This is a genomic window from Tatumella sp. UBA2305, assembly GCF_002345795.1.
Classification (GTDB): domain Bacteria; phylum Pseudomonadota; class Gammaproteobacteria; order Enterobacterales; family Enterobacteriaceae; genus Tatumella; species Tatumella morbirosei.
The window spans coordinates 95,653-118,227 of record NZ_DDVT01000017.1 but is presented as its reverse complement, the minus strand read 5'-3'; the positions used below and the strand labels follow the sequence as shown (position 1 = coordinate 118,227).

The following is a 22,575-nucleotide window of genomic DNA, read 5'->3' as shown; positions in this document are numbered from 1 at the left end:
ACTCCATTGCGGGCAACGCCACAATGGCAGTAGTCATCAGAACCCAGATAAACAGCCGGCAAGTATAACGTTTTTTTTACTTTTCGCAGAGACTACCGGCTGATTTATCATTCTGTCGTATCCACCGTGTCCTGATTCAGTGATGGTGCATCGACTTCGACCCGATCAATTCTTTGCAGACCCCGGGGCAATAGCGTGCCACGCCGTCCGCGCTCGGTCCTGAATTTTTGTAAATCATCTTCACGCAACATCAGTTTGCGTTTGCCCACATGCAGAGTCACCACACTCTGAGGTGGCAACAGTAACAACCAGGCCAGCTTATCGCTTCCCGCGGCGGCTTCAGCTGCCGGAATGGAGATAATCTTATTACCTTTGCCTTTCGATAACTGTGGCAGATCTTTCACAGGGAACATCAGCATCCGCCCTGCGGCAGTAATCGCCAGTAACATATCTTCATCGTTATGTACGGCCAGCGGTGTCATGACTTTGGCATTCGCCGGTAAGCTCAACACAGCTTTACCTGCACGGTTACGGGACAGTAAATCGTTAAAGGTACAGATAAAACCATAACCAGCATCTGAGGCCATCAACAACCGCTGTTCGTCGGCTTCCATCAGTACCTGTTCCACGACCGCGCCCGGTGGCGGGGTCAGTTTCCCGGTCAGCGGTTCTCCCTGACCACGTGCTGAAGGCAGACTGTTTGGATCCAGAGTGTAGCTACGCCCGGTAGAGTCAATAAACGACACTGGCAGATTACTCTTGCCTTTTGCCGACGCCAGATAACTGTCGCCGGCTTTATAGCTCAGTCCGGCCGGGTCAATATCATGCCCCTTGGCACTTCTTACCCAGCCCATTTGTGACAGTACGACCGTCACCGGCTCGGAAGGAACCAGTTCCGTTTCACTGATGGCTTTCGCTTCCTCGCGTTCTCTGAGCGGAGAACGGCGGGAATCACCATAGGTTTTACTGTCAGCCTGCAACTCTTTCTTCAACAGGGTATTCATCTTACGTTCAGAGGCCAGCAGTGCCTGCAACTCATCACGTTCTTTAGCCAATGCATCCTGCTCACCGCGAATTTTCATCTCCTCAAGTTTTGCCAGGTGACGTAATTTCAGTTCAAGGATGGCTTCAGCCTGAGTTTCGCTGATGGAAAAACGTGACATCAGGACAGCTTTCGGCTCATCCTCATGACGGATAATCTCGATCACTTCGTCAATATTCAGAAAGGCAATCAGTAAACCTTCCAGAATATGCAGCCGGTTAAGGACTTTATCCAGACGAAAGCTTAAGCGCTTGCGTACTGTCTCCCTGCGATATACCAGCCATTCGCTGAGGATCTCCCGCAGGTTCTTCACTGCCGGGCGGTTATCCAGGCCGATCATATTCAGGTTAATACGGTAGCTTTTTTCCAGATCCGTCGTGGCGAACAGATGGTTCATCAGAGGATCAGCATCGACCCGGTTGGAACGCGGTACAATGACCAGCCGCGTCGGATTTTCATGATCGGATTCATCGCGTAGATCTTCAACCATCGGCAGCTTTTTATTGCGCATCTGGGCGGCAATCTGCTCCAGAACCCTGGCGCCGGACACCTGGTGAGGCAGCGCGGTGATGACAATTTCACCTTCTTCTTTCTTCCAGACAGCACGCTGACGGACACTGCCGCGACCGTTCTCATAAATCTTTCGGATTTCGCTGCGTGGGGTAATAATTTCAGCTTCGGTTGGAAAGTCTGGTCCCTGCACAATATCCAGCAACTCATCGAGCGAAGTATTGGGCTTATCTATCAAAGCAATGGCCGCATCGGCAACTTCACGCAAATTGTGCGGCGGAATATCGGTCGCCATCCCTACCGCAATACCGGTCGTGCCGTTCAGCAGGATATTGGGTAACCGGGCAGGCAGCATTTTCGGCTCCTGCAAAGTACCGTCAAAGTTAGCCACGTAATCGACTGTGCCCTGCCCCAGTTCACTGAGCAGCAACTCGGCATAGCGTGACAAGCGCGATTCGGTATAACGCATAGCCGCAAAAGATTTCGGATCATCCGGAGCACCCCAGTTTCCCTGCCCGTCAACCAACGGATAGCGGTATGAGAAAGGCTGTGCCATCAGCACCATCGCTTCGTAACAGGCGCTGTCACCATGTGGATGATATTTACCCAGAACATCCCCGACGGTACGCGCCGATTTCTTAAACTTCGCGCTGGCATTTAATCCCAGCTCAGACATTGCATAAATGATACGTCGCTGAACCGGTTTGAGTCCGTCCCCGATATAAGGAAGAGCCCTGTCCATGATCACGTACATGGAGTAGTTCAGATAGGCGTTTTCGGTAAATTTGTGCAATGCAAGACGTTCTGCACCGTCCCGGGTCATGTCGCTCATTGATTATCAATCCTCACTTCGCAGCCAGACAGACACCCGTCTGTGGCAGTTCTCTGCCGGGGATAGTACCTTATTCGTCGTGCTTAGTCACAGGTGCGTTACGGACAGCGCTACCGCTTTAACCAGCATTTTGGTGGAAGTTATCAAAAAAATATCAGCATCCCTTATCCTGGTAAGACTCTTTCCTGTCGGTGAAGGGGTTTATAAACCTGCTGCGCCCAACCATTGTTCAGCAATTTTCCGGTATTCACCGGTCTCCTGGCTCAAATGCTGCCACTGATCGACATACTGTTGCCAGCTGCTGTCATCGCGCGGAATCATGTAGGCTTTTTCACCATATTGCAGTGGAGTTTTCGGATTCAACGCACATAATCCCGGATTCCGTCCTTGCTGATATTCTGCTTCAGAGGCATCCGTTATCATGACGTCTGCTTTACCGCTCAGTATCTGGCTGAAGATGGTGACATTATCAGGAAACAGTTGCAGGGTAGCCCGCGGCAGATACTGATGAACAAAGGCTTCATTGGTGCCCCCTGCCGGTTCAGTTACCCGCACCTCCGGGCGATTAAGTTGTTCCACCGTCTGATACTTTTCCCGATCGGCACAACGGACCAGCGGAATTTTTCCGTCACTGCCGAGCGGTCTGGCAAACCAGGCAATTCGCTGACGATTCAGAGTGACCGACACCCCGCCTACCGCAATATCGCAATGCTGGCTGACAAAATCATGACTGAGAGTCTTCCAGCGGGTTGCAATCCACTGTGGTTTAGCCCCAAGGCTGGCAGCCAGTGATTCAGCCATCGAAATATCCAGCCCTTCATAGTGCCCGTCAGGCCGCAAGAAACTATAGGGCTTATAATCACCCGTGGTGCAGACCCGCAATACTTTTGTCTGTAATACCGTATCAAGATGTGATTGTGCACTGACCATCAGTGGCAGTAACAATAGGGCCGGACAGAATACTTTTAACATTTCTTTCCCCGCAAGCAGTGATAACAGATTACATTCGCTGATTATTGCGCTGGCTGCAAAGGTATTATGCAGAACAGGCTATTTTTTTCTGCAACGTTGCGGTTAACAATAGGCGCATACTTTTCGAGAGGAACAGACAATGAGTAAGATCCTGATTATTGACGGGGGCACCACCTTCGGCCATTCCGCCGGACGCCTGAACCATACACTCAGCGACGAAGGTGCCAGCGAACTGAGCCGTCTGGGACATGAAGTGTCAGTCACCCGCATCGACCAAGGATACGACATTGAAGCAGAAATTGAGAAATTTGCCAGTCATGACACCGTTATCCTGCAAATGCCAGGTTGGTGGATGGGTGAGCCCTGGACGGTAAAAAAATATATTGATGAAGTCTTTACCTATGGCCACGGGCGTTTATACGCCAGTGACGGACGTACCCGTGCCGACAGTGAAAAGAAATATGGTTCCGGCGGACTGCTGCAGGGCAAAACCTACATGCTGTCACTGACCTGGAACGCACCGTTGCAGGCATTTACTGACCCTCAGCAATTCTTCGAGGGTGTGGGTGTAGATGGTGTTTACCTGCACAGCCATAAAGCGTTCCAGTTCCTGGGAATGAGTGGTCTGCCAACCTTTATCTGTAATGATGTGATCAAAAATCCACAGGTCCCGCTGTACCTGGAGAATTACCGTCAGCACTTACAGCAGGTGTTCGGTTAGTTTTTTGACGTAGCCGAGGGGGGCAGCAACAGGCCGTGTTCAATCACGGCCTGTTGCAGATAATCCAGAAAACAGCGGATTCGGACGGCCAGCGCGGTGTTACGGTAGTACAGCGCATGAACCGGTAATAACATACTTTGTATTTCCTGTTCCAGAATAGGTACCAGCCGGCCCTCTCTCACCGCGACTTTCGATGCAAAATCTGACAATCTTGCGATCCCCTGACCGGCAATCGCCAGCTGCAATAGCGTTTCGCCACTCGATGCACGCAGCGTTGGGGTAATCTGAATGAATTCCTGACGATGATTAAATACTGGCCAGTGGTTATGCACCACAGGCTGAGTAAATCCCAAAGTACGATGGTTTGCCAGTTGCTCTGTCTGCACCGGTATACCATAACGACGCAGATAATCCGGACTGGCAAACAACCGCAACGGGCTGTAGCCGAGGATTCGCGCATTTATACGGGAATCCTGCAATGCGCCCATGCGAATCGCAATATCCGTTTGTTGTTCTAACAGATCAATCGGCAGATCATCCGTTGTCAGTTCCGGGTCTATCTGCGGATAATGGCTGATAAATCCCTCCAATAGTGGCACGATGACATGCTGCATAAATGAGGGGGCAGTATTAATCCGTAACCGTCCGGAAGGGGTTTCCCGGCGTACAGCCAGTTCATCTTCTGCCGATGCCACAGAGGCCAGAATTTGTCTGGCCCGCTGAAGAAACAGCTCACCTTCCGAAGTCAATGCCATCCGCCGGGTGGTCCGCAGCATCAGCGTGGTATCCAGCTTATTCTCCAGACGGCTGAGTGAGCGGCTGACAGAAGAGACCGTCATTGCCAGTTGTACAGCCGCCGCCGTAATTGAGCCGCTGTCTGCTACCGCAACCCAGATTCGCATATCTTCCAGAGTGACTTTCATTGGTGAGTTCAGTGGTCCCCGCCATCCACTTTGAACGAGTGAATGGTCCTGTAAACATTCAAAGATTGCAGTTTGCCACCGTCAGGTCGGTGGCTACCAGAGAACCCGCACAAAATACCTGTCCGGGGAGGACGACCTGCTGTCCGTATCAGACGATTTGTCCTTCCATAATATAAAAATCGCCACCCATTGTCGTGTAGTAAGCGTAAGAGCGACCAGTGTCGAAGTTATCACAATGCACCACAGTATTATTATCCGATTCCTGCCAGCTGATCAGAAAACTGCCGTCAGCAAGGGCGCGCCACTGAAAAGGCACATCCATGATCGTCCCGGTCAGCTCACCACTCAGAAATTCCACGGTAATAATCTCCTGCTGTGGATGATAACTGTTTTTTACCACCAGCCCGTTATTCATTGTCAGGGTGAAACTTTTACCTGCTTGTGGAAACTGAATTGCCATGGTCTTTCTCCTACAAATTTTATTCACAGCCCCCGGTCTAAGCCGTTGAGCTTACCCACGCAAAACGCCACCCGAAGGGTAAGTTCTGCTGACCACGGCATACTAACTGTTAGCAGAGCCGGGAATAATCTACACTTAGGAAATAGTGAATAGAAAAATATTCTTTAATCAGTCAGGGATAAAAATATGTATTCAGTCAAAGACTTATCGATATTTATCCGGGCAGCGCACAGTCATAGTTTTGCTGAAGCGGCCAGCAGCCTGGGGTTAACCCCCTCAGCCGTCGGGAAGGTGATTCAGAAAATTGAAGATCGCCACCATATCCGACTGTTTAAGCGCAATACCCGCAATATTTTCCTGACTGAAGAAGGAGAGATCCTGTTGCAACATGCCACAACGATTGTCGGGGAATTTGATAATGCGGTGAATGCTTTCAGTGAACTGAAAAAGAGTGAACAGGGAAAACTGAAGATCAGTATTCCGAATATCGATTCGCTGTTTGGTCAACTGCTGGCAGAGTTTATGCGGGCTCATCCGCAGACAGAACTGGAGATCAATGTGAATGATGATCACAGTGACATCATCAAAGAGGGTTTTGATGCTGTGATTCGTTTTGGCGAAAGTGCCGATTCACGCTTGTATGCCCGGACAATTGGCACGCTGACGATGGGAGTATTCCATGCCCCTCACTACCCACCGGCAGAAACGCTGACTGCCAACCGGTTTCTGCTCTACCGCTTTCCTTCTACCGGCAAAACAGAACACTGGGAAGGAGCACTGCCGTTGGATCCACGGGCGGTAAAACACGCCAGTGTGGTGAATTCGATCCCACTTATCCGTCGGTTGTGTCTGGCCGGAAGCGGGCTGGCGTGGTTACCTGAAGTCGTATGTCGTGAAGACCTGCTGGCTGGCCGTCTGCAGAGAATGGCAGGCAGCGAAACCACCCAGCGTACCGTGAATATTGTCTGGCCTGAGAAACGTAATGCCGGGCTCAGATTACGTGCCTTTATCCAGTTTTTTGCCCGTGAATTTATGAATCACCCGATGCTGAAGCCGCCCGCAGAGGTTCAAGAGGCAGATAAAGGAAGGTCAGATCCAGCCACCGACCAAACTTAGTGCCGACTTCCGGAATTCTGACTTCACCGGTAAACCCGAGTGACTGATGCAATGCAATCGACGCCAGATTCCCGGATTCGATTGCAGCCACCATCACATGTAATCCCTGTGCGACCGCCAGCGAAATAAGTTCATTCATCAGCAACCGCCCCGCCCCTTTACCCCGAAAGTCATGCCGGACATAAACCGAATGTTCAACGGTAAAACGGTAACCTTCTTTCGCACTCCACTCTCCATAGCTTGCGTAACCAGCGACCTTATCCTGTTCATCAGTAATAACAATCACCGGATAGCCAGCCAGCCGTCTTTGCGCCATCCAGGACTTTCTCTCTTCACTGTCTACGGTGCTCTCAGTCCAGAGAGCCGTCGAATGAATAACAGCATGGTTATAGATACCGGCAATCGCTTCACAATCCTCAACACTGGCGTGGCGTATTTTCATGGTGGACACTCTCCGGGCTGTCGCGGGCAATGATCCACAAAATTGAACGGGGAGAAAGTAGCCCCGCCGCCATGTCTCCCCCGGCGCGATCCCCGTCGATCTGGTTAGTGTCGAATTGCCTCGCCGGCGTTTCGGTGCCAATGCCTGCCATCTCATACATGTCACGCAGACAACTGATCTGGGTACTGGAAGGTGAACTGGTGTTTAGCGAAGGCAATCATCAATTTACACTGGACCGCGGCGACTGCCTGGAATTAGGAGATCCTGTGGATTGTATCTTTACTAATGCCAGTGACCAGTTATGCCGCTACGCCGTGGTGGTCCTGAAGTCACAGTAATCAGAGGCTGGCAGAAGACCTGTCGGCCATGGTTATTGCTGCTGTGACACCCGCAGCAGTGCTTGTTCCAGAGATGCCGGGAACATCTGACCGTGGCTCAGCCCGGGGAATAGCAGATAACTGGCCGCAGCGCCTTTATCATGCAACTGAGTCACGGTTCTGCTGACCGCACCCAATACATCACTCCCCGGTGCCGCATTTTTCCGTTGCGGATCGCCATCACCTTCCATCAGAAACAGTTGTTTATCCCGCAGCTGTTCAGCCGGAAGTGACGTCATCTGTGTCAGCAGGCTAAAGTCCATCTGCCCCAGCGATGGACTGGCGGAATAATACTGATGAAAGAAATCCGAATTAACATACGAGTCCAACACCCATAGTCCGGCAAATGAGTGTCCCCAGACCCCACGTTGCGCGGTATTCAGTGGCAGACCTTTTTCTGCCTGCGGTGCGATGGTATCTTCCAGCAATTTACGAAACACCAGACTCCCGCCGGTGGGTCTGCCACGGCTCATCTGTTGCAGGGATCTTCCGTCCCCGGACGCCTCAGGGGTATAGTCGTAGGTCCGGGCGTTAAGATCGAATGGCAGGTCGGTCTGATAACCGACCGCTACAATCACCGGTGGGTTATGTTGTGACAGTTTTTCCAGCAGCGGTTCAGAGAGCTTATCCATCACTGAGTTACCGTCCAGCATATACAGCACGGGATACCCTTTCAACGGCGGTATTTTATCAGGAATCGCAGTCCACACCCTGTAATGTCGCTGTCCATCTGCCGAATCGAAACTGTTCATCCTGAAGTGGTAGACTGCCGAACCTTTGTCAGCAATGTTAGGTCCCAACGGGGCCATATTGGGTCTGGCATTTGCCACAGAGCAGGTGCCAACTAACCAACCGCTAATACAGATCAGCGATATCAGAGTCTTGTAGCCAGTCAGTCTGCGGCCAGAAACATTCATCAACATCTTTCTCCAATCGTCATACCGCCGGCAAAAAACGGTGGTATCGGGTTAACTCTGTCAGACAGTCAGCGAAAATCAGGGCAACAGAACGCCGCCCTGTTGTACTGATTATCAGAAGTGCATTCCCAGTTCCATGTAGTAAGTACGTCCTGACTCATTATAGGTCCGGGCACCGGCTCCATAAGCGTAAGTTCCACTGGCTCCGGAAGTTAAGGCATTACCCTCACGGTAGTGACGTTTATCCAGCAGGTTATCGATACCTGCAGTCACATCCACATTTTTATTCACACTGTAGACTGCGCTAAATCCAAATACCGCATAAGGATTCACCTGCCAGGTTTCTGTGCCGGAAGTAGCGACTCCCTGAGTATTATATTTTTGCGGTTTTTGTCTGCCATACCAGGTCATGGTCCCCTGAACAGCCAGGTCATTGGTCGCCTGCCAGTCCAGAGTAGAGTTGATAGTAAATTTAGGAATAATCGACAGATAATCACCGGTAGATTTATTCTCATTCGCAATGATATAGGTGAAGTTGTTATTCATCGTCACGCTATCACTGATCGGGAAGTTAAGGGTACCTTCCAGTCCCTCCACCAGTGACTTAGGTACATTGGCCCACTGATAAACATTTGAAGTACCGTTGTAGTACGAAGAGGTGGTACCGGCCTGGATCTTGTTACGGTAATCGTTGCGGTACCAGGTCAGACCGGCCTGAACACCATCGTGATGGTATTCAATCCCAATTTCTTTATTGATGCTGGTTTCAGCCTTCAGGTTTTTATTACCCTGCAGGTAGCAAGTAGACCCTGTGTCATAACAACCGTTGCCATTGCTGTACAGCAGGTAGTTCGGGTTGGTCTGGTAAAGATTTGGCGCTTTCCATGCACGCGCAATCCCCATCTTCAGAGTGAAGTCATCACCCAGATCCTGAGACAAATTCAGAGACGGACTGACATTACTGCCGGTATAAGACTGATGGTTAAAACGCACTCCTGGCGTGAGACGGGTTGAATCGGTCAGGTCGATATTATCTTCGGTATAGATACCCCAGATATTCGCCGAGCTGTATTTACTTCGGTTGGTTTCAGAGACTCCGTCAATTTCTGACGTCGCGGTATAGGAATTCGACGTCGGATCCTTCATCGCCTGATGGTTAAATTCAGCGCCAAAAGTCAGGTTTTGCTGCACCCAGCCATTGATCGGAATGTTAATATCCGAGTGGACATTGGTATCATTCAGATTAATGGTGGCGAAACCTTCATCGGTGCTCGAAAACAGCCCTTCCAGGCCGCCGGATAAACCTTCTTTCAGGCGGGTATTACGGGTTTTCTCGAACTGGATGTAGTTATTGGTGGTGACACCATTATCCCAGGCACCGGTATATTTCAGCGCCAGAGTCTGGCGATAAATAATGTTGGTTGCCTTACCGTAGTAAGCTTTGGTCAGAGTTGAACTGTTAGTATTCTGGGTATCTCCGGCATACAGGTTACCCTGACGGCTGTAGCCAGCATCTAGTTCCAGCGCCTGCATCGGGGCAAATTCCCAGCGCAGCACACCGTTAATATTTTTGTTGATGACCCCTTCACGGCCCGCCGGAACCTGACCTGCATATTTCCCGGTACGTTCTGCGGAATGGCCGTCGTTTATATTCTGACCATCGGCCTGGGTCTTACTCCAGTTACCGTACAGACGCATCGTCAGGTTATCGGTCAGCCCGCCACTCAGGTCGAAGTTTTCACGTTTGGTCGCGCCTTCCTGTTTGTGTTCCGGTACGTTGTAATAACTGTTAAAGCTACCATGCCAGGTTTTACCGGTCGGTTTAGTGACAATATTCACTACCCCGCCCATAGCTCCATTTCCATACATAGCTGCAGCAGGCCCGCGAATAACTTCGATATGATCGATCATCTCCGGAGGCACCCAGTTGCTGTCGCCACGAGTATCACGTTCGCCACGCCAGCCATAACGTACGGAGTTCTTGCTGCTGACCGGCATACCGTCGATAAGGATCAGAGTATTTTCCGGTCCCATACCACGGATATCAATCTGTCGGTTGTTACCGCGCTGACCACTGGTAGAGTTGCCCGTCAGGTTAACGCCAGGCATGGTACGGATAATTTCAGATACATCGCGCTGAATGGGATGTTTTTTGATAGCTTCCTGATCGATGATCGAGACTCCCGGCGCCTGTAAGGTCTGTACCCGCCCGGTCACTACTATGGTGGATCCATCTTCTTTCTTCGCTTCAGGAGCGGATGCGTGTTTGGTTTCAGGAGAGGCCGGTTTTGTCACTGCTGCTGCGGTGTTTTGTGTGGAATTTTGATCCAAAGTATCGGCTGCTTCAGATACAGGGATAATAAAACTGCCTGCTACCAGCGATGCCAGCAGCGAGTATTTCAATGAGTTATTTGCCATAGAGGAGTAAAATTGTGGTGTATTATTATTGAACACAAATAGTAATGAGAATCATTATTGATTTCAATAACACTCTGAAATACAAACGTAAGAAAATCGTAAAGCGCTTCATCCTGCCTCAGGCAAAGGTGATATTCTCCGTGACTACGGGTCTATTGAGCCATTTTTCATTAATAAATGATCAATAAACTCCGATAATTTAGTCATTTTTTTATTGGAATACATAATTTATTACAAATAGAATGACCCACAATTTTAGCGACAAGTGTCCGTAGAATTTAAGGTTGCAATGAATACATCCCGACAGGGTATCTATCTGGTTTTACTCGCCGCCACGCTGTGGGGAAGCTCAGGAGTCTGTGCCCAGTATCTTTTTGAATCATATCATTTCAGTGCCGGCGGAATGACAATGCTCCGCCTGCTGGCTGCCGGTCTGCTGCTGACCTTGCTTGGAATATTACAAGGCAATCATCCGTTGGCCATGTTCCGCGAAGCTACTTCCTTCAAACGACTGCTGATTTTCAGTGTCTTTGGTACCCTGCTGGTCCAGCTCTCTTTTCTTATCACGATTCAGAAAACCAATGCGGCAACGGCGACGGTATTACAGTTTCTGGCCCCGGTGGTGCTGGTGTTGTATACCATGTTCAGCAAGCGAACCTTGCCTGGGCTGATGACTTTTATCGCTGTACTGACTTCGCTGGCAGGTACGCTATTAATGGCGACTCACGGTGATCTGTCCTCATTACAACTTCCGGTATGGGGGCTCATCTGGGGATTAATTTCTGCCGGCGCAGCGGCATTTAACTCATCTTACTCGTCAAAACTGATCCGCCAGTTCGGTACCTTACCGGTGGTCGGAATCAGTATGCTGATTGCCGGAGGCTGTCTGGTTCCGTTTTGCCTGCCGGGACTTCACCTTGGGCAGCTGGATACCACTGGCTGGCTGGCGTTGGGATATCTGGTGCTGGTAGGAACCGCCTTAACTTTCAGCCTGTTCCTGAAAGGTGCCTTTCTGACCGGCAGCCAAAATGCCAGCATCCTGAGCTGTGCTGAACCTCTGAGCAGTACAATACTGTCAGTATTAATACTGGGAGTATCTTTTGGCGTGGCTGACTGGACAGGATCGCTGCTGATTATTCTGTCGGTAATATTTATTACCTTAGCACCGGACAGACAGCGGGCAAAAACCACCTTAACTGAGCTGTAACTCCGTCATCTCACAGGGAAAGGTTGATTCTACAGAGGTAAGGCCGAAAAGAGATTACCGGCAGGCGTATAGCCTGCCGTCAGTCACTAGACTTCGATGTCAACTTTATCACCGCGCTCCTGCAACCAGTTACGGCGGTCTTCTGAACGTTTTTTCGCCAGTAACATATCCATGACTTTGAGAGTTTCATCCACATCATCGTCATCAACGGTCAGTTGGACCAGGCGGCGGGTATTAGGATCAAGAGTCGTTTCCCGTAACTGCAGCGGATTCATCTCACCCAGGCCTTTAAAGCGCTGGACGTTGACCTTACCGCGTTTACGTTTCAGTTGTTCCAGAACCCCGGCTTTCTCGTCTTCATCCAGCGCATAGTAGACTTCTTTGCCAAGATCGATACGGTACAAGGGAGGCATGGCAACATAGACATGACCCCCTTTTACCAGCGAACGGAAATGACGAACGAACAGCGCGCACAGTAAGGTGGCAATATGCAGCCCGTCAGAATCGGCATCGGCCAGGATACAAATCTTACCGTAGCGTAGCAGGCTGAGATCTTCGCTGTCCGGATCGATACCGATGGCTACAGAAATATCATGAACTTCCTGCGAAGCCAGCACTTCATCCGAAGAGACTTCCCAGGTATTCAGTATCTTGCCTTTCAACGGCATAATGGCCTGATACTCCCGATCGCGGGCCTGTTTCGCAGAGCCTCCTGCGGAATCACCCTCGACCAGGAACAGTTCGGTTTTGTTCAAATCCTGCGCGGTGCAGTCGGCCAGTTTGCCAGGCAGTGCCGGACCACTGGTAATTTTCTTACGTACCACCTTTTTCGCCGCCCGCATCCGCCGCTGGGCGCTGGCAATAGCCATCTCTGCCAGTTGTTCTGCCAGCTGGACATTCTGGTTCAGCCACAGGCTAAAGGCATCTTTCACCACTCCGGACACAAAGGCTGCCGTCTGCCGGGAAGAGAGACGCTCTTTGGTCTGTCCGGCAAACTGCGGATCCTGCATTTTTACCGACAACACATAGGCACAACGGTCCCAGATATCTTCTGCCGAGAGTTTGACTCCGCGCGGCAAAATATTCCGGTATTCGCAGAAATTGCGCATCGCATCCAGCAGTCCCTGACGCAGCCCGTTGACATGGGTTCCGCCTTGCATCGTCGGTATCAGGTTAACATAGCTTTCTGTCAGTAATTCTCCACCTTCCGGCAGCCAGAGTAAGGCCCAGTCAACCGCTTCGGTATCGCCGGAAAAACTGCCGACAAAGGGTTGTTCGGGTAATGTCAGCAGGCCATCCACCGCTTCTTTCAGATAATCTGTCAGCCCGTCCTGGTAACACCAGCGTTGCTCAGTATTGTTGGCTTTATCGCGGAAAATAATCTCCACGCCAGGGCAGAGTACGGCTTTGGCTTTTAGCAGATGAGTCAGGCGTGAGACTGAAAAACGCGGGCTGTCAAAGAACGACGCATCGGGCCAGAAGTGCACACGGGTACCACTGTTACGACGCCCGACCGTGCCGGTAACCCGCAGATCTTCGACTTTCTCGCCGTTTTCAAACGCCATTTCATACACTTCGCCATTACGACGCACCGCCACTTCAACACGGGTCGATAACGCATTCACTACCGAGATCCCTACGCCATGCAGGCCACCTGAGAACTGATAGTTTTTGTTAGAGAACTTACCCCCGGCATGCAACCGGCAAAAAATTAATTCAATCGCCGGCACACCTTCTTCAGGGTGAATATCCACCGGCATTCCTCGTCCGTCATCAATCACTTCCAGTGACTGATCAGCATGCAGGATTACTTCCACACGTTTGGCGTGTCCGGCCAGTGCTTCATCGATACTGTTATCGATGACTTCCTGCCCAAGGTGGTTAGGACGCGTGGTATCCGTATACATGCCGGGGCGCCGACGAACGGGCTCCAGCCCGGTCAGTACCTCAATAGCATCCGCGTTATAACTTGATTGAGTCATCGTTCTCTTTTCGTTAGTTCTGAATTTTGTTAGCCGGATGCGAAGTTACTCGCTGGCTATCCCCAGGAAATCAATAAGCTGCGCAAAATAGCGATCAATGCCCTGGAAGGCATGATCGCCCCCTTCCTCGATGGTCTGCCGGCAGGCGGAGTAATACTCCAGTGCGACGCGATAATCGAGGACCTCATCTCCGGTCTGCAATAACAGCCAGAGCAGGTCCGGAGCCTCAAGGGGATCAATATGCATCACCTTCAGATCATAGATATGGCGAGACTCTAACACATAATCTTGCCCTGTGTATGGGTTCCGGTTGTCGCCGAGAAAATCTTCCAGCAGTTCAAAAGGCCGGGTCGCCGGGTTAATCACCACCGCCGGTAGCATAAAACATTGTGACAACCAGGTCGCATAAAATCCCCCCAGCGAAGATCCGACAATACCCAACGGACGCCCGGCATGTTGCATCACCAGTTCCTCCAGCAGCAATGCTGCTTCATCCGGATACGCGGGCAACTGTGGGATCAGCAGAGTAATTTCCGGATGGTGCTGCTGAATCCATTGCTGTAACAGGGTGGCTTTTGCTGAACGAGGAGAGCTGTTAAAACCATGCAAATAGAGCAAGGTGGACATTAGTTAATATCCTTCCGATTCCATATCTGGCAGAAATTCGCGGGTATTCAGACGACACACCTGCGTCGCCAACTGCCCATCGGCTCCCAGTGTCAGCCAGCGCCAGCCCGGAGCGACAGAATCGATAGTGAATCCTGAACAATGGGGTTTGAACTGCACACAGGTTGAAGGCGTTGCCAGCACCCGGCGGCCCTGCCAAATCTCGTCCATTTCCTGATGAATATGGCCGCAAAGCAGGGTTGCTGCCCGGGGATATTTTTGCAGAATCATATCCAACTGATGAGAATTACGTAAGCTGTGCTGATCCAGCCAACTGCAACCTGATGCCACAGGATGATGGTGTAACAGAATCACGGTATCTCTGTCGGGGTAAGCCGCCAGCGCTTTTTCCAGCCATTCCAGTTGAAACTCACTCAGCATACCATGAGGAACGCCATAGACCTGGCTGTCCAGCAACAGCATCTGCCAGCGATTACCGAGCAACACATGTTTAGACTGGCTGATACCGGCTTTCGCCAGGGTATCGTACATTGCCGGCTGAAAATCGTGGTTTCCGGGCAGCCATACACAAGGCGCGGGCAGGCGTTGGATACCCTCCGCAAAATGCTGGTAGGCCTCCACAGAATGGTCCTGCGACAGATCGCCGGTGGCAATAATCAGATCGTAATGCTGTTGCGAGGCGATGACCGCATCCAGCACAGCCTGATAACCCGACCAGGTATTGACCCCCAGCAGAGTTTCATTTTTTCCCTTAAACAAATGCGTGTCGGTGATTTGCAGCACTTTGATCTGCAAATCGTCAGCAATCCCGGGGACTAACACATTATCCAAGGCAAATCCTTAGTGAGTACACCATTATTCTTTAATATACGGCCTCAGCCATTGCACCGTAAATCAGGCAATAACGTAGCCATTCGGCAAGAAACTGGTTTATCTGATGTTTTTCATCACGCTGATGCAATTTTTTATTCGGGTAATCATAGCGTGCTTTAAAACGGTAGATCTGTTGAGTTGAACACACTTCCGCAACCATAGCATCATGATAAAGTCTGACAGACATCGCCGGCAGACTCCAGTAACTTACCGCCGGGGCTATCTGGCTGATATTGACTCTGGTTGTGTAACGCGTTGATTCTTCAATGGTCAGACGGTATCTGGCACCATTAATCTGATAGGTAACTGTGGCACCTTCCTGTTCGTCACGCGGTAACAAACGACGCAACTGAGCGTAATTTGTCTCGTTAAGGCGCATCATCTCAGGAAAATCCGGGGTGTAACGTTGTCTCATGTGGTTGTCCACTCTTGTTTCAGTCTTTTGTAGTGCAGTTCCAGCCATTGCAAAGCAATAACTGAGGCTGCGTTATCTATAATCCCCTCTTCTACCCATTGATAAGCCTGTCCCCGGCTCACCACCCGAACCAGAATATCCTCATTCTCTTCCTCCAGCCCGTGATATCCGGTTGCCTGGCTGGCATCCACTTCTCCGACCATTATCGAAATTCGTTCACTGGTTCCTCCGGGGCTTGAAAGATAATTTAGCACAGGTTTAATCCGGCCAACGGTCAATCCGGCTTCTTCCTGTGCTTCGCGGCGGGCAACATCTTCATCGGACTCCCCGGGTTCTTTCATACCCGCCACCATCTCCAGTAACCAGGGGGTTACTGAATTGTCATAGGCAGGAATACGGATTTGTTCTGTCAGAACCAGTTGATCGCGGTATACATCATACAGCATTAATACGACAGCATTACCACGTTCCAGGACTTCACGTGTCACCACCCCACTCATTCCTCCGCCATACAGTCGATGACGAAAGCGGTATTTTACTAAAGAGAAGAAACCGTTATAAACCGGGTCTCTGGTAATAATTTCGACATCACTGCGGCCGAAAATAACCGGAGAAGGTGATAATTTTTGCATCGTTGACTCCTGAGAACCTTTACTGACAAGCTGATGTAAAGTTATATACTGTAATTGTTACACCCCGTTGCGGGGAATTCAGTCCTTTATTTCGCATGATCCGGAGCAGAAGGCACGTTCAGCCAACTTAAGATGCCATCTTACTCTGCTAGAATCGCTGATTATTTTTTGGCTCCCGACAGCACCATTTATGCAATTTCGCTGCAATACAAGGAATGCAAATGAAAAAATTGCTCCCCGTTCTTATTAGCCTGAGTCTTGCCGGCTTTTCTCAGCTTAGCCAGGCCGAAGATTTACTTCAGGTTTACCAACAGGCCAGGGCAACTAACCCGGACCTGCGCAGTGCTGCTGCCGATCGTGATGCCGCGTTTGAGAAAATCAATGAATCACGCAGCCCGTTATTACCTCAGTTAGGTTTGGGCGGCGATTACGCTTTCAATAGCGGGTACCGTGATGGCAGCGGTCTGCACTCAAATGCAGTCAGTGCATCACTGCAGTTAACCCAGACTATTTTTGATATGTCGAAATGGCGCGCGTTAACACTTCAGGAAAAAACAGCAGGAATTCAGGATGTGACCTATCAGGTTGCCCAACAGGATCTGATACTGAATACAGCAACAGCCTATTTTAATGTGCTGAATGCCATTGATACACTTTCATATACTGAAGCACAAAAGCAATCTATTTACCGTGAACTCGACCAGACGACCCAACGGTTTAATGTTGGCCTGGTCGCGATTACGGATGTGCAAAACGCCCGCGCACAATATGATGCGGTTCTGGCCAATGAAGTCACCGCCCGTAATAATCTCGACAATATGATGGAAGCATTGCGTCAGGTGACAGGCAATGATTATAACGCACTGGCCTCACTGAATGTGGGTGTATTCAGAACTCAGCGTCCTGAAACCATTAATGCGCTGCTTAAACAAGCGGATAATCACAACCTGACCTTGTTATCTGCCCGTCTGACCCAGGATTTAGCCCGTGAAGAGATTAAATCTGCGGAAGCCGGACACATGCCAACGCTGGGTCTGACCGCTTCGACCGGCCTGTCCAATACCCGATATGGTGGTAAGTATGCCAATACTACCAGCTCTACGGATAACAATATCACCGGCAACAATCAGATTGGCCTGAGCCTGTCCATACCTCTGTATAGCGGCGGTGCAGTCACCTCGCAGGTCAAACAGGCTGAGTATAATTTTGCCGGAGCCAGCGAAAAACTGGAAGCTGCTCATCGTTCAGCAATTCAGACCGTACGTTCTTCGTTTAACAACGTTAATGCTTCTATCAGCAGTATTAACGCTTATAAACAGGCGGTGGTTTCTGCGCAAAGCTCACTGGATGCGATGGAAGCCGGCTATCAGGTGGGTACCCGTACGATTGTTGATGTACTGGATGCCACCACCACCTTGTATAATGCCAAGCAGCAGCTTTCCGATGCGCGCTACAGCTATATGATTAATCAGCTGAATATTAAATATGCGCTGGGTACCCTGAATGAACAGGATCTGGCGGTATTAAATTCACAGCTAGGTAAACCAGTACCGACATCCCCGGATGTGGTTGCCCCGGAAAACCCGCAACAGGAAGCTTATGCCGATGGGGCTGATACCCCGGCAAAAGCCACCCCTGCGGCAGCACGCCAAACCCGGGCTGCCCGCCACAGCGGAAATCCTTTCCGCCAATAGTTCTGAATTTGCCGGGGCCCCCTCCCCGGCAAATCTATGTATAGCAACGTAAAGATCCCCGTATCACCGGCCCTGCCGCTTCATTTTTAACCGACCTTCCCCTATCCTTATTCCTGACCTTTGGGCTATGGAAAAATAAAATGAAACGGACAAAAAATATCCGGCATGCTGCTTTTCGTAAAAGCTGGCAGGCGCGCCATCTGACGCCGGTTGCAGTTGCCATTTCGGCAGTTGTACTGCTCAGTGGCTGCGAACAAAAAGATGAAAAAGTCACAATGTACATGAACGCCGATCAATGCAGTTCGGCCAACCCGGGCCAGCAAGCTCAATGCAGCGTGGCCTATAACAATGCGGTCAAAGAAGCCGCCCGGACGGCACCTAAATATGCCAGCCGTGAAGACTGCGTGGCCGACTTCGGTGAAAACCAGTGCCAGCAGGCGCCGGCTCAGGCATCTACCGCCGCCGAGCCACAGCAAAGTGGCAGTTTCTGGATGCCACTGATGGCAGGTTACATGATGGGTCGAATGATGGGTGGAGGCATGGCGCAGCCACTGTTTACCCCGCGTAATCCGGCGAGTCCGGCGAATGGCCAGTTTGTCGATGCTGCCGGCAAATCCTATGGTCCGGCAGCGGCCGGCCGTACTGCCACCGTGCCGAAAAGCGCTATGGCCCCCAAACCCGCCACCACGACAACCATTACCCGTGGCGGATTTGGTGAGTCTGTGGCGCGACAAAATACCATGCAACGGCAGAATGCCGCTCCGGCAGGTCGCAGTACTTCCCGTTCATTCGGGGGCTAATCCAGATTATGCAACGAGTTAGCATTGCAGAACGGCCGGACTGGCGCCGTAAAGCCGAAGAGTATGGTTTTAATTTTCACACCATGTATGGCGAACCCTACTGGAGTGAAGAAGCCTGTTATCAGTTTAGCCTGTCACAGATTGAATATCTGGAAAGTGTCACGGCAGAGCTGCATCAGATGTGTCTGCAGGCGGTTGAGAGAGTGATTGGCAGTGATCAACTGCTGGATAAATTCCGCATTCCTAAGCATGTCCGGGAATTCGTAACCGAATCATGGCATAGCCGCCAGCCATCGCTCTATTCCCGACTCGATCTGGCCTGGAGTGGCAGCGGTGATGCTAAACTGCTGGAAAATAATGCCGATACCCCGACTTCATTGTATGAAGCGGCATTTTTCCAGTGGATCTGGCTGGAAGATCAGTCTGCCGCAGGGCTGCTACCCGCAGGCAGTGATCAGTTTAACAGTCTGCAGGAAAAGCTCATCGATCGGTTTGCGCAGTTGCATCAGCAATCAGGTATTAATTACCTGCATCTGAGCTGCTGCCGGGATACCAGTGAAGATCGCGCAACCATCCAGTATTTACAGGATTGTGCAACAGAAGCCGGACTGCCGAATGAATTTTTGTATATCGACGATATCGGGCTTGGCGAAAAAGGTCAGTTCACCGATATGCAGGATCAGGTGATCAGTAATCTGTTTAAACTCTATCCCTGGGAGTTTATGTTCCGTGAATCTTTTTCCATGAAACTGGCTGATGCCGGGGTGCGCTGGCTGGAACCGGCATGGAAAAGTATTATCTCGAACAAAGCTATTCTGCCACTGCTTTGGGAGATGTTTCCCGGGCACCCTAATCTGCTGCCCGCATGGTTCTGTGAAGATAATCCGCCGCTTCCGGAAAAATATGTGGTGAAACCCCTGTTTTCCCGCGAAGGTGCCAATATCAGGATCATCGAACACGGTCGTGAAATTGCCGGTGCTGACGGCCCCTATGGTGAAGAAGGATCGATCATTCAGCAATATCATCCGTTACCGGTGTTCGGTGATAACCACACAGTCATCGGAAGCTGGCTGATTGATGATGAGCCCGCAGGTATTGGCCTGCGTGAAGATAAACAGCTGATTACTCAGGATCTGTCACGGTTTTATCCACATTTCTTTACCAGCTAAACCCCTTTACAGGGGACAACGCTTTTTGTCCCCTGTAATGCCGGCCGGTTATTCCACCAGCACTGACAACATACTTAACGACCCCATTTCAATGCCGTCAACCGGTACAGAAATTTTATCTTCCGGTGTCGCTGCGCCCAGCACATACAGCAGTGGCAGGTAGTGCTCAACCGAAGGATTCGATAAGGCGGCACCGTCATGCTGCATAAAATTCACTAACGGATGTTGTGCCGGACTCCCCTGCCACTGCAGATTTTCCCGCACATAATCATTAAAAGATTCGGCCCAGGGGTAAGCTTCATCACCACCACCCCAGCGAGCTTTGCGCAGGTTATGTACCACATTGCCACTGGCCACAATCATCACACCCTGTGAGCGTAATGTCGCCAGTTTCTGTCCCAGCTCATAATGGTATTCAGCCGGTTGTGTACCATCAATACTTAGCTGAACAACCGGAATCGACGCGTCCGGATACATTTTGATTAACACGCCCCAGGAACCATGGTCCAGGCCCCAGTCGTGGTCCATAATCACGGGTACCGGTGACAACAACTCCGCGACCTGCTCTGCCAGTTCCGGAGATCCGGGCGCATTATACATTGTGTCAAATAATGCCTGCGGGAATCCCCCAAAGTCATGGATAGTCCGGGGCTTTTCCATCGCGGTCACTGCTGTGCCACGGGTATACCAGTGGGCAGAAATCGCCAGAATGGCTTTTGGCCGGGGTAACTGTTGCCCCAGCGCCTGCCAGCATTGTGTATAACGATTATCTTCCAGCACATTCATTGGGCTGCCGTGCCCTAAAAACAGAACCGGCATACGTGAACCCGTCATCATTTTTCTCCGCAAAATCAGATTACTCATGAGTGACAAAATACTCTTTTTTACAGGGAACACACCGGGTGGATAATGATGATCATATTCAGAGATTTTGAACGACGGGCAGAAAGCCGGTGAGATGACAGGCTGGCAGGCATAAAAAAAGCTGGCAGACTCTGCCAGCTTTCAGAAAACTGAGTGCAGGGACGGTATTCAGACGGCCTGGCGATTATCGTGCTGCTGACGCCAGGCAATCAAATCCTCAATAGTGACTACCGGCATGTTGTGCTGTTTAGCAAACACAATGGCTTCCGGCGCCCGGGCCATTGAACCATCATCATTGGTCAGTTCGCACAGTACACCCATCGCTTTAAATCCGGCCAGACGGACCAGATCAATCGTCGCTTCAGTATGTCCGCCACGTGTCAGGACACCACCTTCGCGGGCACGTAACGGGAACACATGACCAGGACGGTTCAGATCAGAAGGTTGGGCATCATCAGCCACTGCGGCACGTACGGTCGTGATACGGTCTTTAGCAGACACACCCGTGGTTACGCCCTGTGCAGCTTCAATGGTCACAGTAAAACCCGTGCCGTAAGGGCTGGTGTTGTTATCAACCATCATGGGCAAATCGAGCTGGCGACGACGCTGTTCGGTCATGCACAGGCAAACAATACCACTGCCATGACGAATGGTCAGAGCCATCTGTTCAACAGTCATGGTTTCTGCCGCGAAAACCATATCCGCTTCATTTTCGCGGTTTTCGTCATCAAGCACCATCACACCGCGATTTTCACGGAGTGCCGCAAAAGCACGTTCTACACGCTGTTCAGGCGTGCCAAATTCAGAAAGAAGAGTCTGATTCATGGTAAAAACCCTTATATGATAAATGTTACCAGAACCAGGGCAGCTTAGGAGGAATGTCAGTAAGACAAAAAATAACGGTAAGAACCGGTCAGGCTCACTAATGTATCGTTACCCTCTCCCATCCGGACTCTAACCGTCGGCCCCGGAATTACACCGGATCTGCTGACCTTCAGCCAGAGGCTGAAGCGCTCGCGGGCTTTCAGTGAAAACTGATTTACCGCCGGTGGGGAATTTCGCCCCGCCCTGAGAATAAGCAAAATCACTATATCCCCAAATGTTAAAAACGGCAATCACCTGGCGACTAAAAGTTATTAACAGATCCTGCGGTTTAATTAATAGGTTTCCCGTTTCCGACAGAGGCATTACACTTAAGTTATCCAGGGGGCGCCACCGACAGCGCCTCATTCGCTTTCGGGCGACAACTACAGGAACCGGTCATGATTGATACTAAAAAAATTGAACAGCTCGCCCGTCAGGTACAGGATGCTATGCCACAGGGGATCCGTAACTTAGGCGATGATGTCGAGAAAAAAATTCGTCAGGTACTCCAGGCGCAGCTGGGACGTATGGATTTGGTCAATCGCGAAGAATTTGATGTTCAGACTCAGGTCTTACTGCGGACCCGGGAAAAACTGGCTGCGCTGGAACAACGTCTTAACGCTCTGGAGGCTGCGGCCGCCCCGGCGAGCACGCCAGCCGCTAAGCCGTCAGCACCCACCGATAGCGAAGCGTAATCTATGAATGCACTGCGGGAGTC

At 50.8% G+C, this 22,575-nt stretch carries 21 protein-coding genes, 1 pseudogene and 1 riboswitch; of the genes and pseudogenes, 8 read left to right on the top strand and 14 right to left on the bottom strand.

The features are described 5' to 3' along the window. Window positions 1-107: 107 nt before the first annotated feature. Both parC and B3Z23_RS10835 read right to left on the bottom strand, forming a co-directional pair. Window positions 108-2,384 (bottom strand): DNA topoisomerase IV subunit A, encoded by a 2,277-nt coding sequence (parC, locus tag B3Z23_RS10840; RefSeq protein ID WP_294909368.1) that lies wholly within the window; start codon window positions 2,382-2,384, stop codon window positions 108-110. Window positions 2,385-2,585: 201 nt separating this feature from the next. After that, on the bottom strand, window positions 2,586-3,356 hold the full coding sequence (locus B3Z23_RS10835) for a transporter substrate-binding domain-containing protein (RefSeq protein ID WP_294909366.1): 771 nt from the start codon (window positions 3,354-3,356) through the stop codon (window positions 2,586-2,588). Window positions 3,357-3,495: 139 nt separating this feature from the next. Between B3Z23_RS10835 and B3Z23_RS10830 the strand changes: the two genes are divergently transcribed. Then, window positions 3,496-4,077, top strand: coding sequence for an NAD(P)H-dependent oxidoreductase (locus B3Z23_RS10830; protein ID WP_038017725.1), 582 nt, complete (start codon window positions 3,496-3,498; stop codon window positions 4,075-4,077). Here the strand turns inward: B3Z23_RS10830 and B3Z23_RS10825 are convergent. Together B3Z23_RS10825 and B3Z23_RS10820 are read right to left on the bottom strand one after the other, a co-directional pair. After that, window positions 4,074-5,000, bottom strand: coding sequence for a LysR substrate-binding domain-containing protein (locus B3Z23_RS10825; protein WP_294909363.1), 927 nt, complete (start codon window positions 4,998-5,000; stop codon window positions 4,074-4,076). The genes B3Z23_RS10830 and B3Z23_RS10825 overlap by 4 nt on opposite strands. A 148-nt stretch (window positions 5,001-5,148) precedes the next feature. Continuing rightward, window positions 5,149-5,460 (bottom strand): MoaF-related domain-containing protein, encoded by a 312-nt coding sequence (locus B3Z23_RS10820; RefSeq protein ID WP_294909361.1) that lies wholly within the window; start codon window positions 5,458-5,460, stop codon window positions 5,149-5,151. Between the two features lie 186 nt (window positions 5,461-5,646). Between B3Z23_RS10820 and B3Z23_RS10815 the strand changes: the two genes are divergently transcribed. Next, window positions 5,647-6,576, top strand: coding sequence for a LysR family transcriptional regulator (locus tag B3Z23_RS10815; RefSeq protein ID WP_294909359.1), 930 nt, complete (start codon window positions 5,647-5,649; stop codon window positions 6,574-6,576). Here the strand turns inward: B3Z23_RS10815 and B3Z23_RS10810 are convergent. After that, window positions 6,491-7,018: a GNAT family N-acetyltransferase gene (locus B3Z23_RS10810; RefSeq protein ID WP_294909357.1), complete on the bottom strand. Its 528-nt coding sequence runs from the start codon at window positions 7,016-7,018 to the stop codon at window positions 6,491-6,493. The two genes, B3Z23_RS10815 and B3Z23_RS10810, sit on opposite strands and share 86 nt — an antisense overlap. Window positions 7,019-7,029: 11 nt before the next feature. Between B3Z23_RS10810 and B3Z23_RS10805 the strand changes: the two are divergent. Continuing rightward, window positions 7,030-7,356 (top strand): annotated as a pseudogene (locus B3Z23_RS10805) (LacI family transcriptional regulator); the annotation flags it as partial. A 32-nt stretch (window positions 7,357-7,388) separates the two neighbouring features. On the opposite strand, the gene B3Z23_RS10800 reads toward B3Z23_RS10805, so the two are convergent. Continuing rightward, a complete protein-coding gene (locus B3Z23_RS10800; RefSeq protein ID WP_294909355.1) occupies window positions 7,389-8,312 on the bottom strand; it encodes an alpha/beta hydrolase in 924 nt (307 codons plus the stop codon). A gap of 114 nt (window positions 8,313-8,426) precedes the next feature. Then, the gene (locus B3Z23_RS10795; RefSeq protein ID WP_294909428.1) at window positions 8,427-10,730 is read right to left on the bottom strand and encodes a TonB-dependent siderophore receptor; all 2,304 of its coding nucleotides are present in this window, start codon (window positions 10,728-10,730) and stop codon (window positions 8,427-8,429) included. 289 nt (window positions 10,731-11,019) lie between these two features. Between B3Z23_RS10795 and B3Z23_RS10790 the strand changes: the two genes are divergently transcribed. After that, a complete protein-coding gene (locus B3Z23_RS10790) occupies window positions 11,020-11,937 on the top strand; it encodes a DMT family transporter (RefSeq protein ID WP_294909353.1) in 918 nt (305 codons plus the stop codon). A gap of 86 nt (window positions 11,938-12,023) precedes the next feature. Here the strand turns inward: B3Z23_RS10790 and parE are convergent, their stop codons facing one another. From parE to nudF, 5 genes are read right to left on the bottom strand one after another with little or no spacing between them, the layout of a single operon-like run. Then, the gene (gene parE, locus B3Z23_RS10785) at window positions 12,024-13,919 is read right to left on the bottom strand and encodes a DNA topoisomerase IV subunit B (RefSeq protein ID WP_294909352.1); all 1,896 of its coding nucleotides are present in this window, start codon (window positions 13,917-13,919) and stop codon (window positions 12,024-12,026) included. A gap of 45 nt (window positions 13,920-13,964) precedes the next feature. Further along, window positions 13,965-14,546, bottom strand: coding sequence for an esterase YqiA (gene yqiA, locus B3Z23_RS10780; RefSeq protein WP_038017707.1), 582 nt, complete (start codon window positions 14,544-14,546; stop codon window positions 13,965-13,967). Between the two features lie 3 nt (window positions 14,547-14,549). Next, complete coding sequence (gene cpdA / locus B3Z23_RS10775; RefSeq protein ID WP_294909349.1) at window positions 14,550-15,377, bottom strand: 3',5'-cyclic-AMP phosphodiesterase; 828 nt, start codon at window positions 15,375-15,377, stop codon at window positions 14,550-14,552. Window positions 15,378-15,408: 31 nt separating this feature from the next. Then, window positions 15,409-15,834 carry a DUF1249 family protein gene (locus tag B3Z23_RS10770; RefSeq protein ID WP_294909347.1) on the bottom strand — a complete coding sequence of 142 codons (426 nt, stop codon included), beginning with the start codon at window positions 15,832-15,834 and terminating at the stop codon, window positions 15,409-15,411. Further along, complete coding sequence (gene nudF / locus B3Z23_RS10765) at window positions 15,831-16,466, bottom strand: ADP-ribose diphosphatase (protein WP_294909345.1); 636 nt, start codon at window positions 16,464-16,466, stop codon at window positions 15,831-15,833. The genes B3Z23_RS10770 and nudF overlap by 4 nt, the downstream gene beginning before the upstream one ends. Before the next feature lie 221 nt (window positions 16,467-16,687). Between nudF and tolC the strand changes: the two genes are divergently transcribed. From tolC to B3Z23_RS10750, 3 genes are all read left to right on the top strand, one after another. Beyond that, window positions 16,688-18,160, top strand: a complete 1,473-nt coding sequence (gene tolC, locus B3Z23_RS10760; RefSeq protein WP_294909343.1) for an outer membrane channel protein TolC — start codon at window positions 16,688-16,690, stop codon at window positions 18,158-18,160. 140 nt (window positions 18,161-18,300) lie between these two features. Next, entirely contained in the window at window positions 18,301-18,960 is a 660-nt protein-coding gene (locus B3Z23_RS10755; protein WP_294909341.1) for a DUF1190 family protein, read from the top strand. 8 nt (window positions 18,961-18,968) lie between these two features. Continuing rightward, window positions 18,969-20,129: a glutathionylspermidine synthase family protein gene (locus tag B3Z23_RS10750; protein ID WP_294909339.1), complete on the top strand. Its 1,161-nt coding sequence runs from the start codon at window positions 18,969-18,971 to the stop codon at window positions 20,127-20,129. Window positions 20,130-20,177: 48 nt separating this feature from the next. Here the strand turns inward: B3Z23_RS10750 and ygiD are convergent, their stop codons facing one another. Beyond that, window positions 20,178-20,963: a 4,5-DOPA dioxygenase extradiol gene (gene ygiD, locus B3Z23_RS10745; protein ID WP_294909426.1), complete on the bottom strand. Its 786-nt coding sequence runs from the start codon at window positions 20,961-20,963 to the stop codon at window positions 20,178-20,180. Window positions 20,964-21,161: 198 nt separating this feature from the next. Further along, window positions 21,162-21,818 (bottom strand): 3,4-dihydroxy-2-butanone-4-phosphate synthase, encoded by a 657-nt coding sequence (gene ribB, locus B3Z23_RS10740; protein WP_294909337.1) that lies wholly within the window; start codon window positions 21,816-21,818, stop codon window positions 21,162-21,164. Between the two features lie 106 nt (window positions 21,819-21,924). Beyond that, window positions 21,925-22,073: riboswitch (FMN riboswitch) on the bottom strand. Between the two features lie 182 nt (window positions 22,074-22,255). Between ribB and ubiK the strand changes: the two genes are divergently transcribed. Then, complete coding sequence (ubiK, locus tag B3Z23_RS10735) at window positions 22,256-22,552, top strand: ubiquinone biosynthesis accessory factor UbiK (protein ID WP_294909335.1); 297 nt, start codon at window positions 22,256-22,258, stop codon at window positions 22,550-22,552. The last annotated feature ends 23 nt before the right edge of the window (window positions 22,553-22,575 follow it).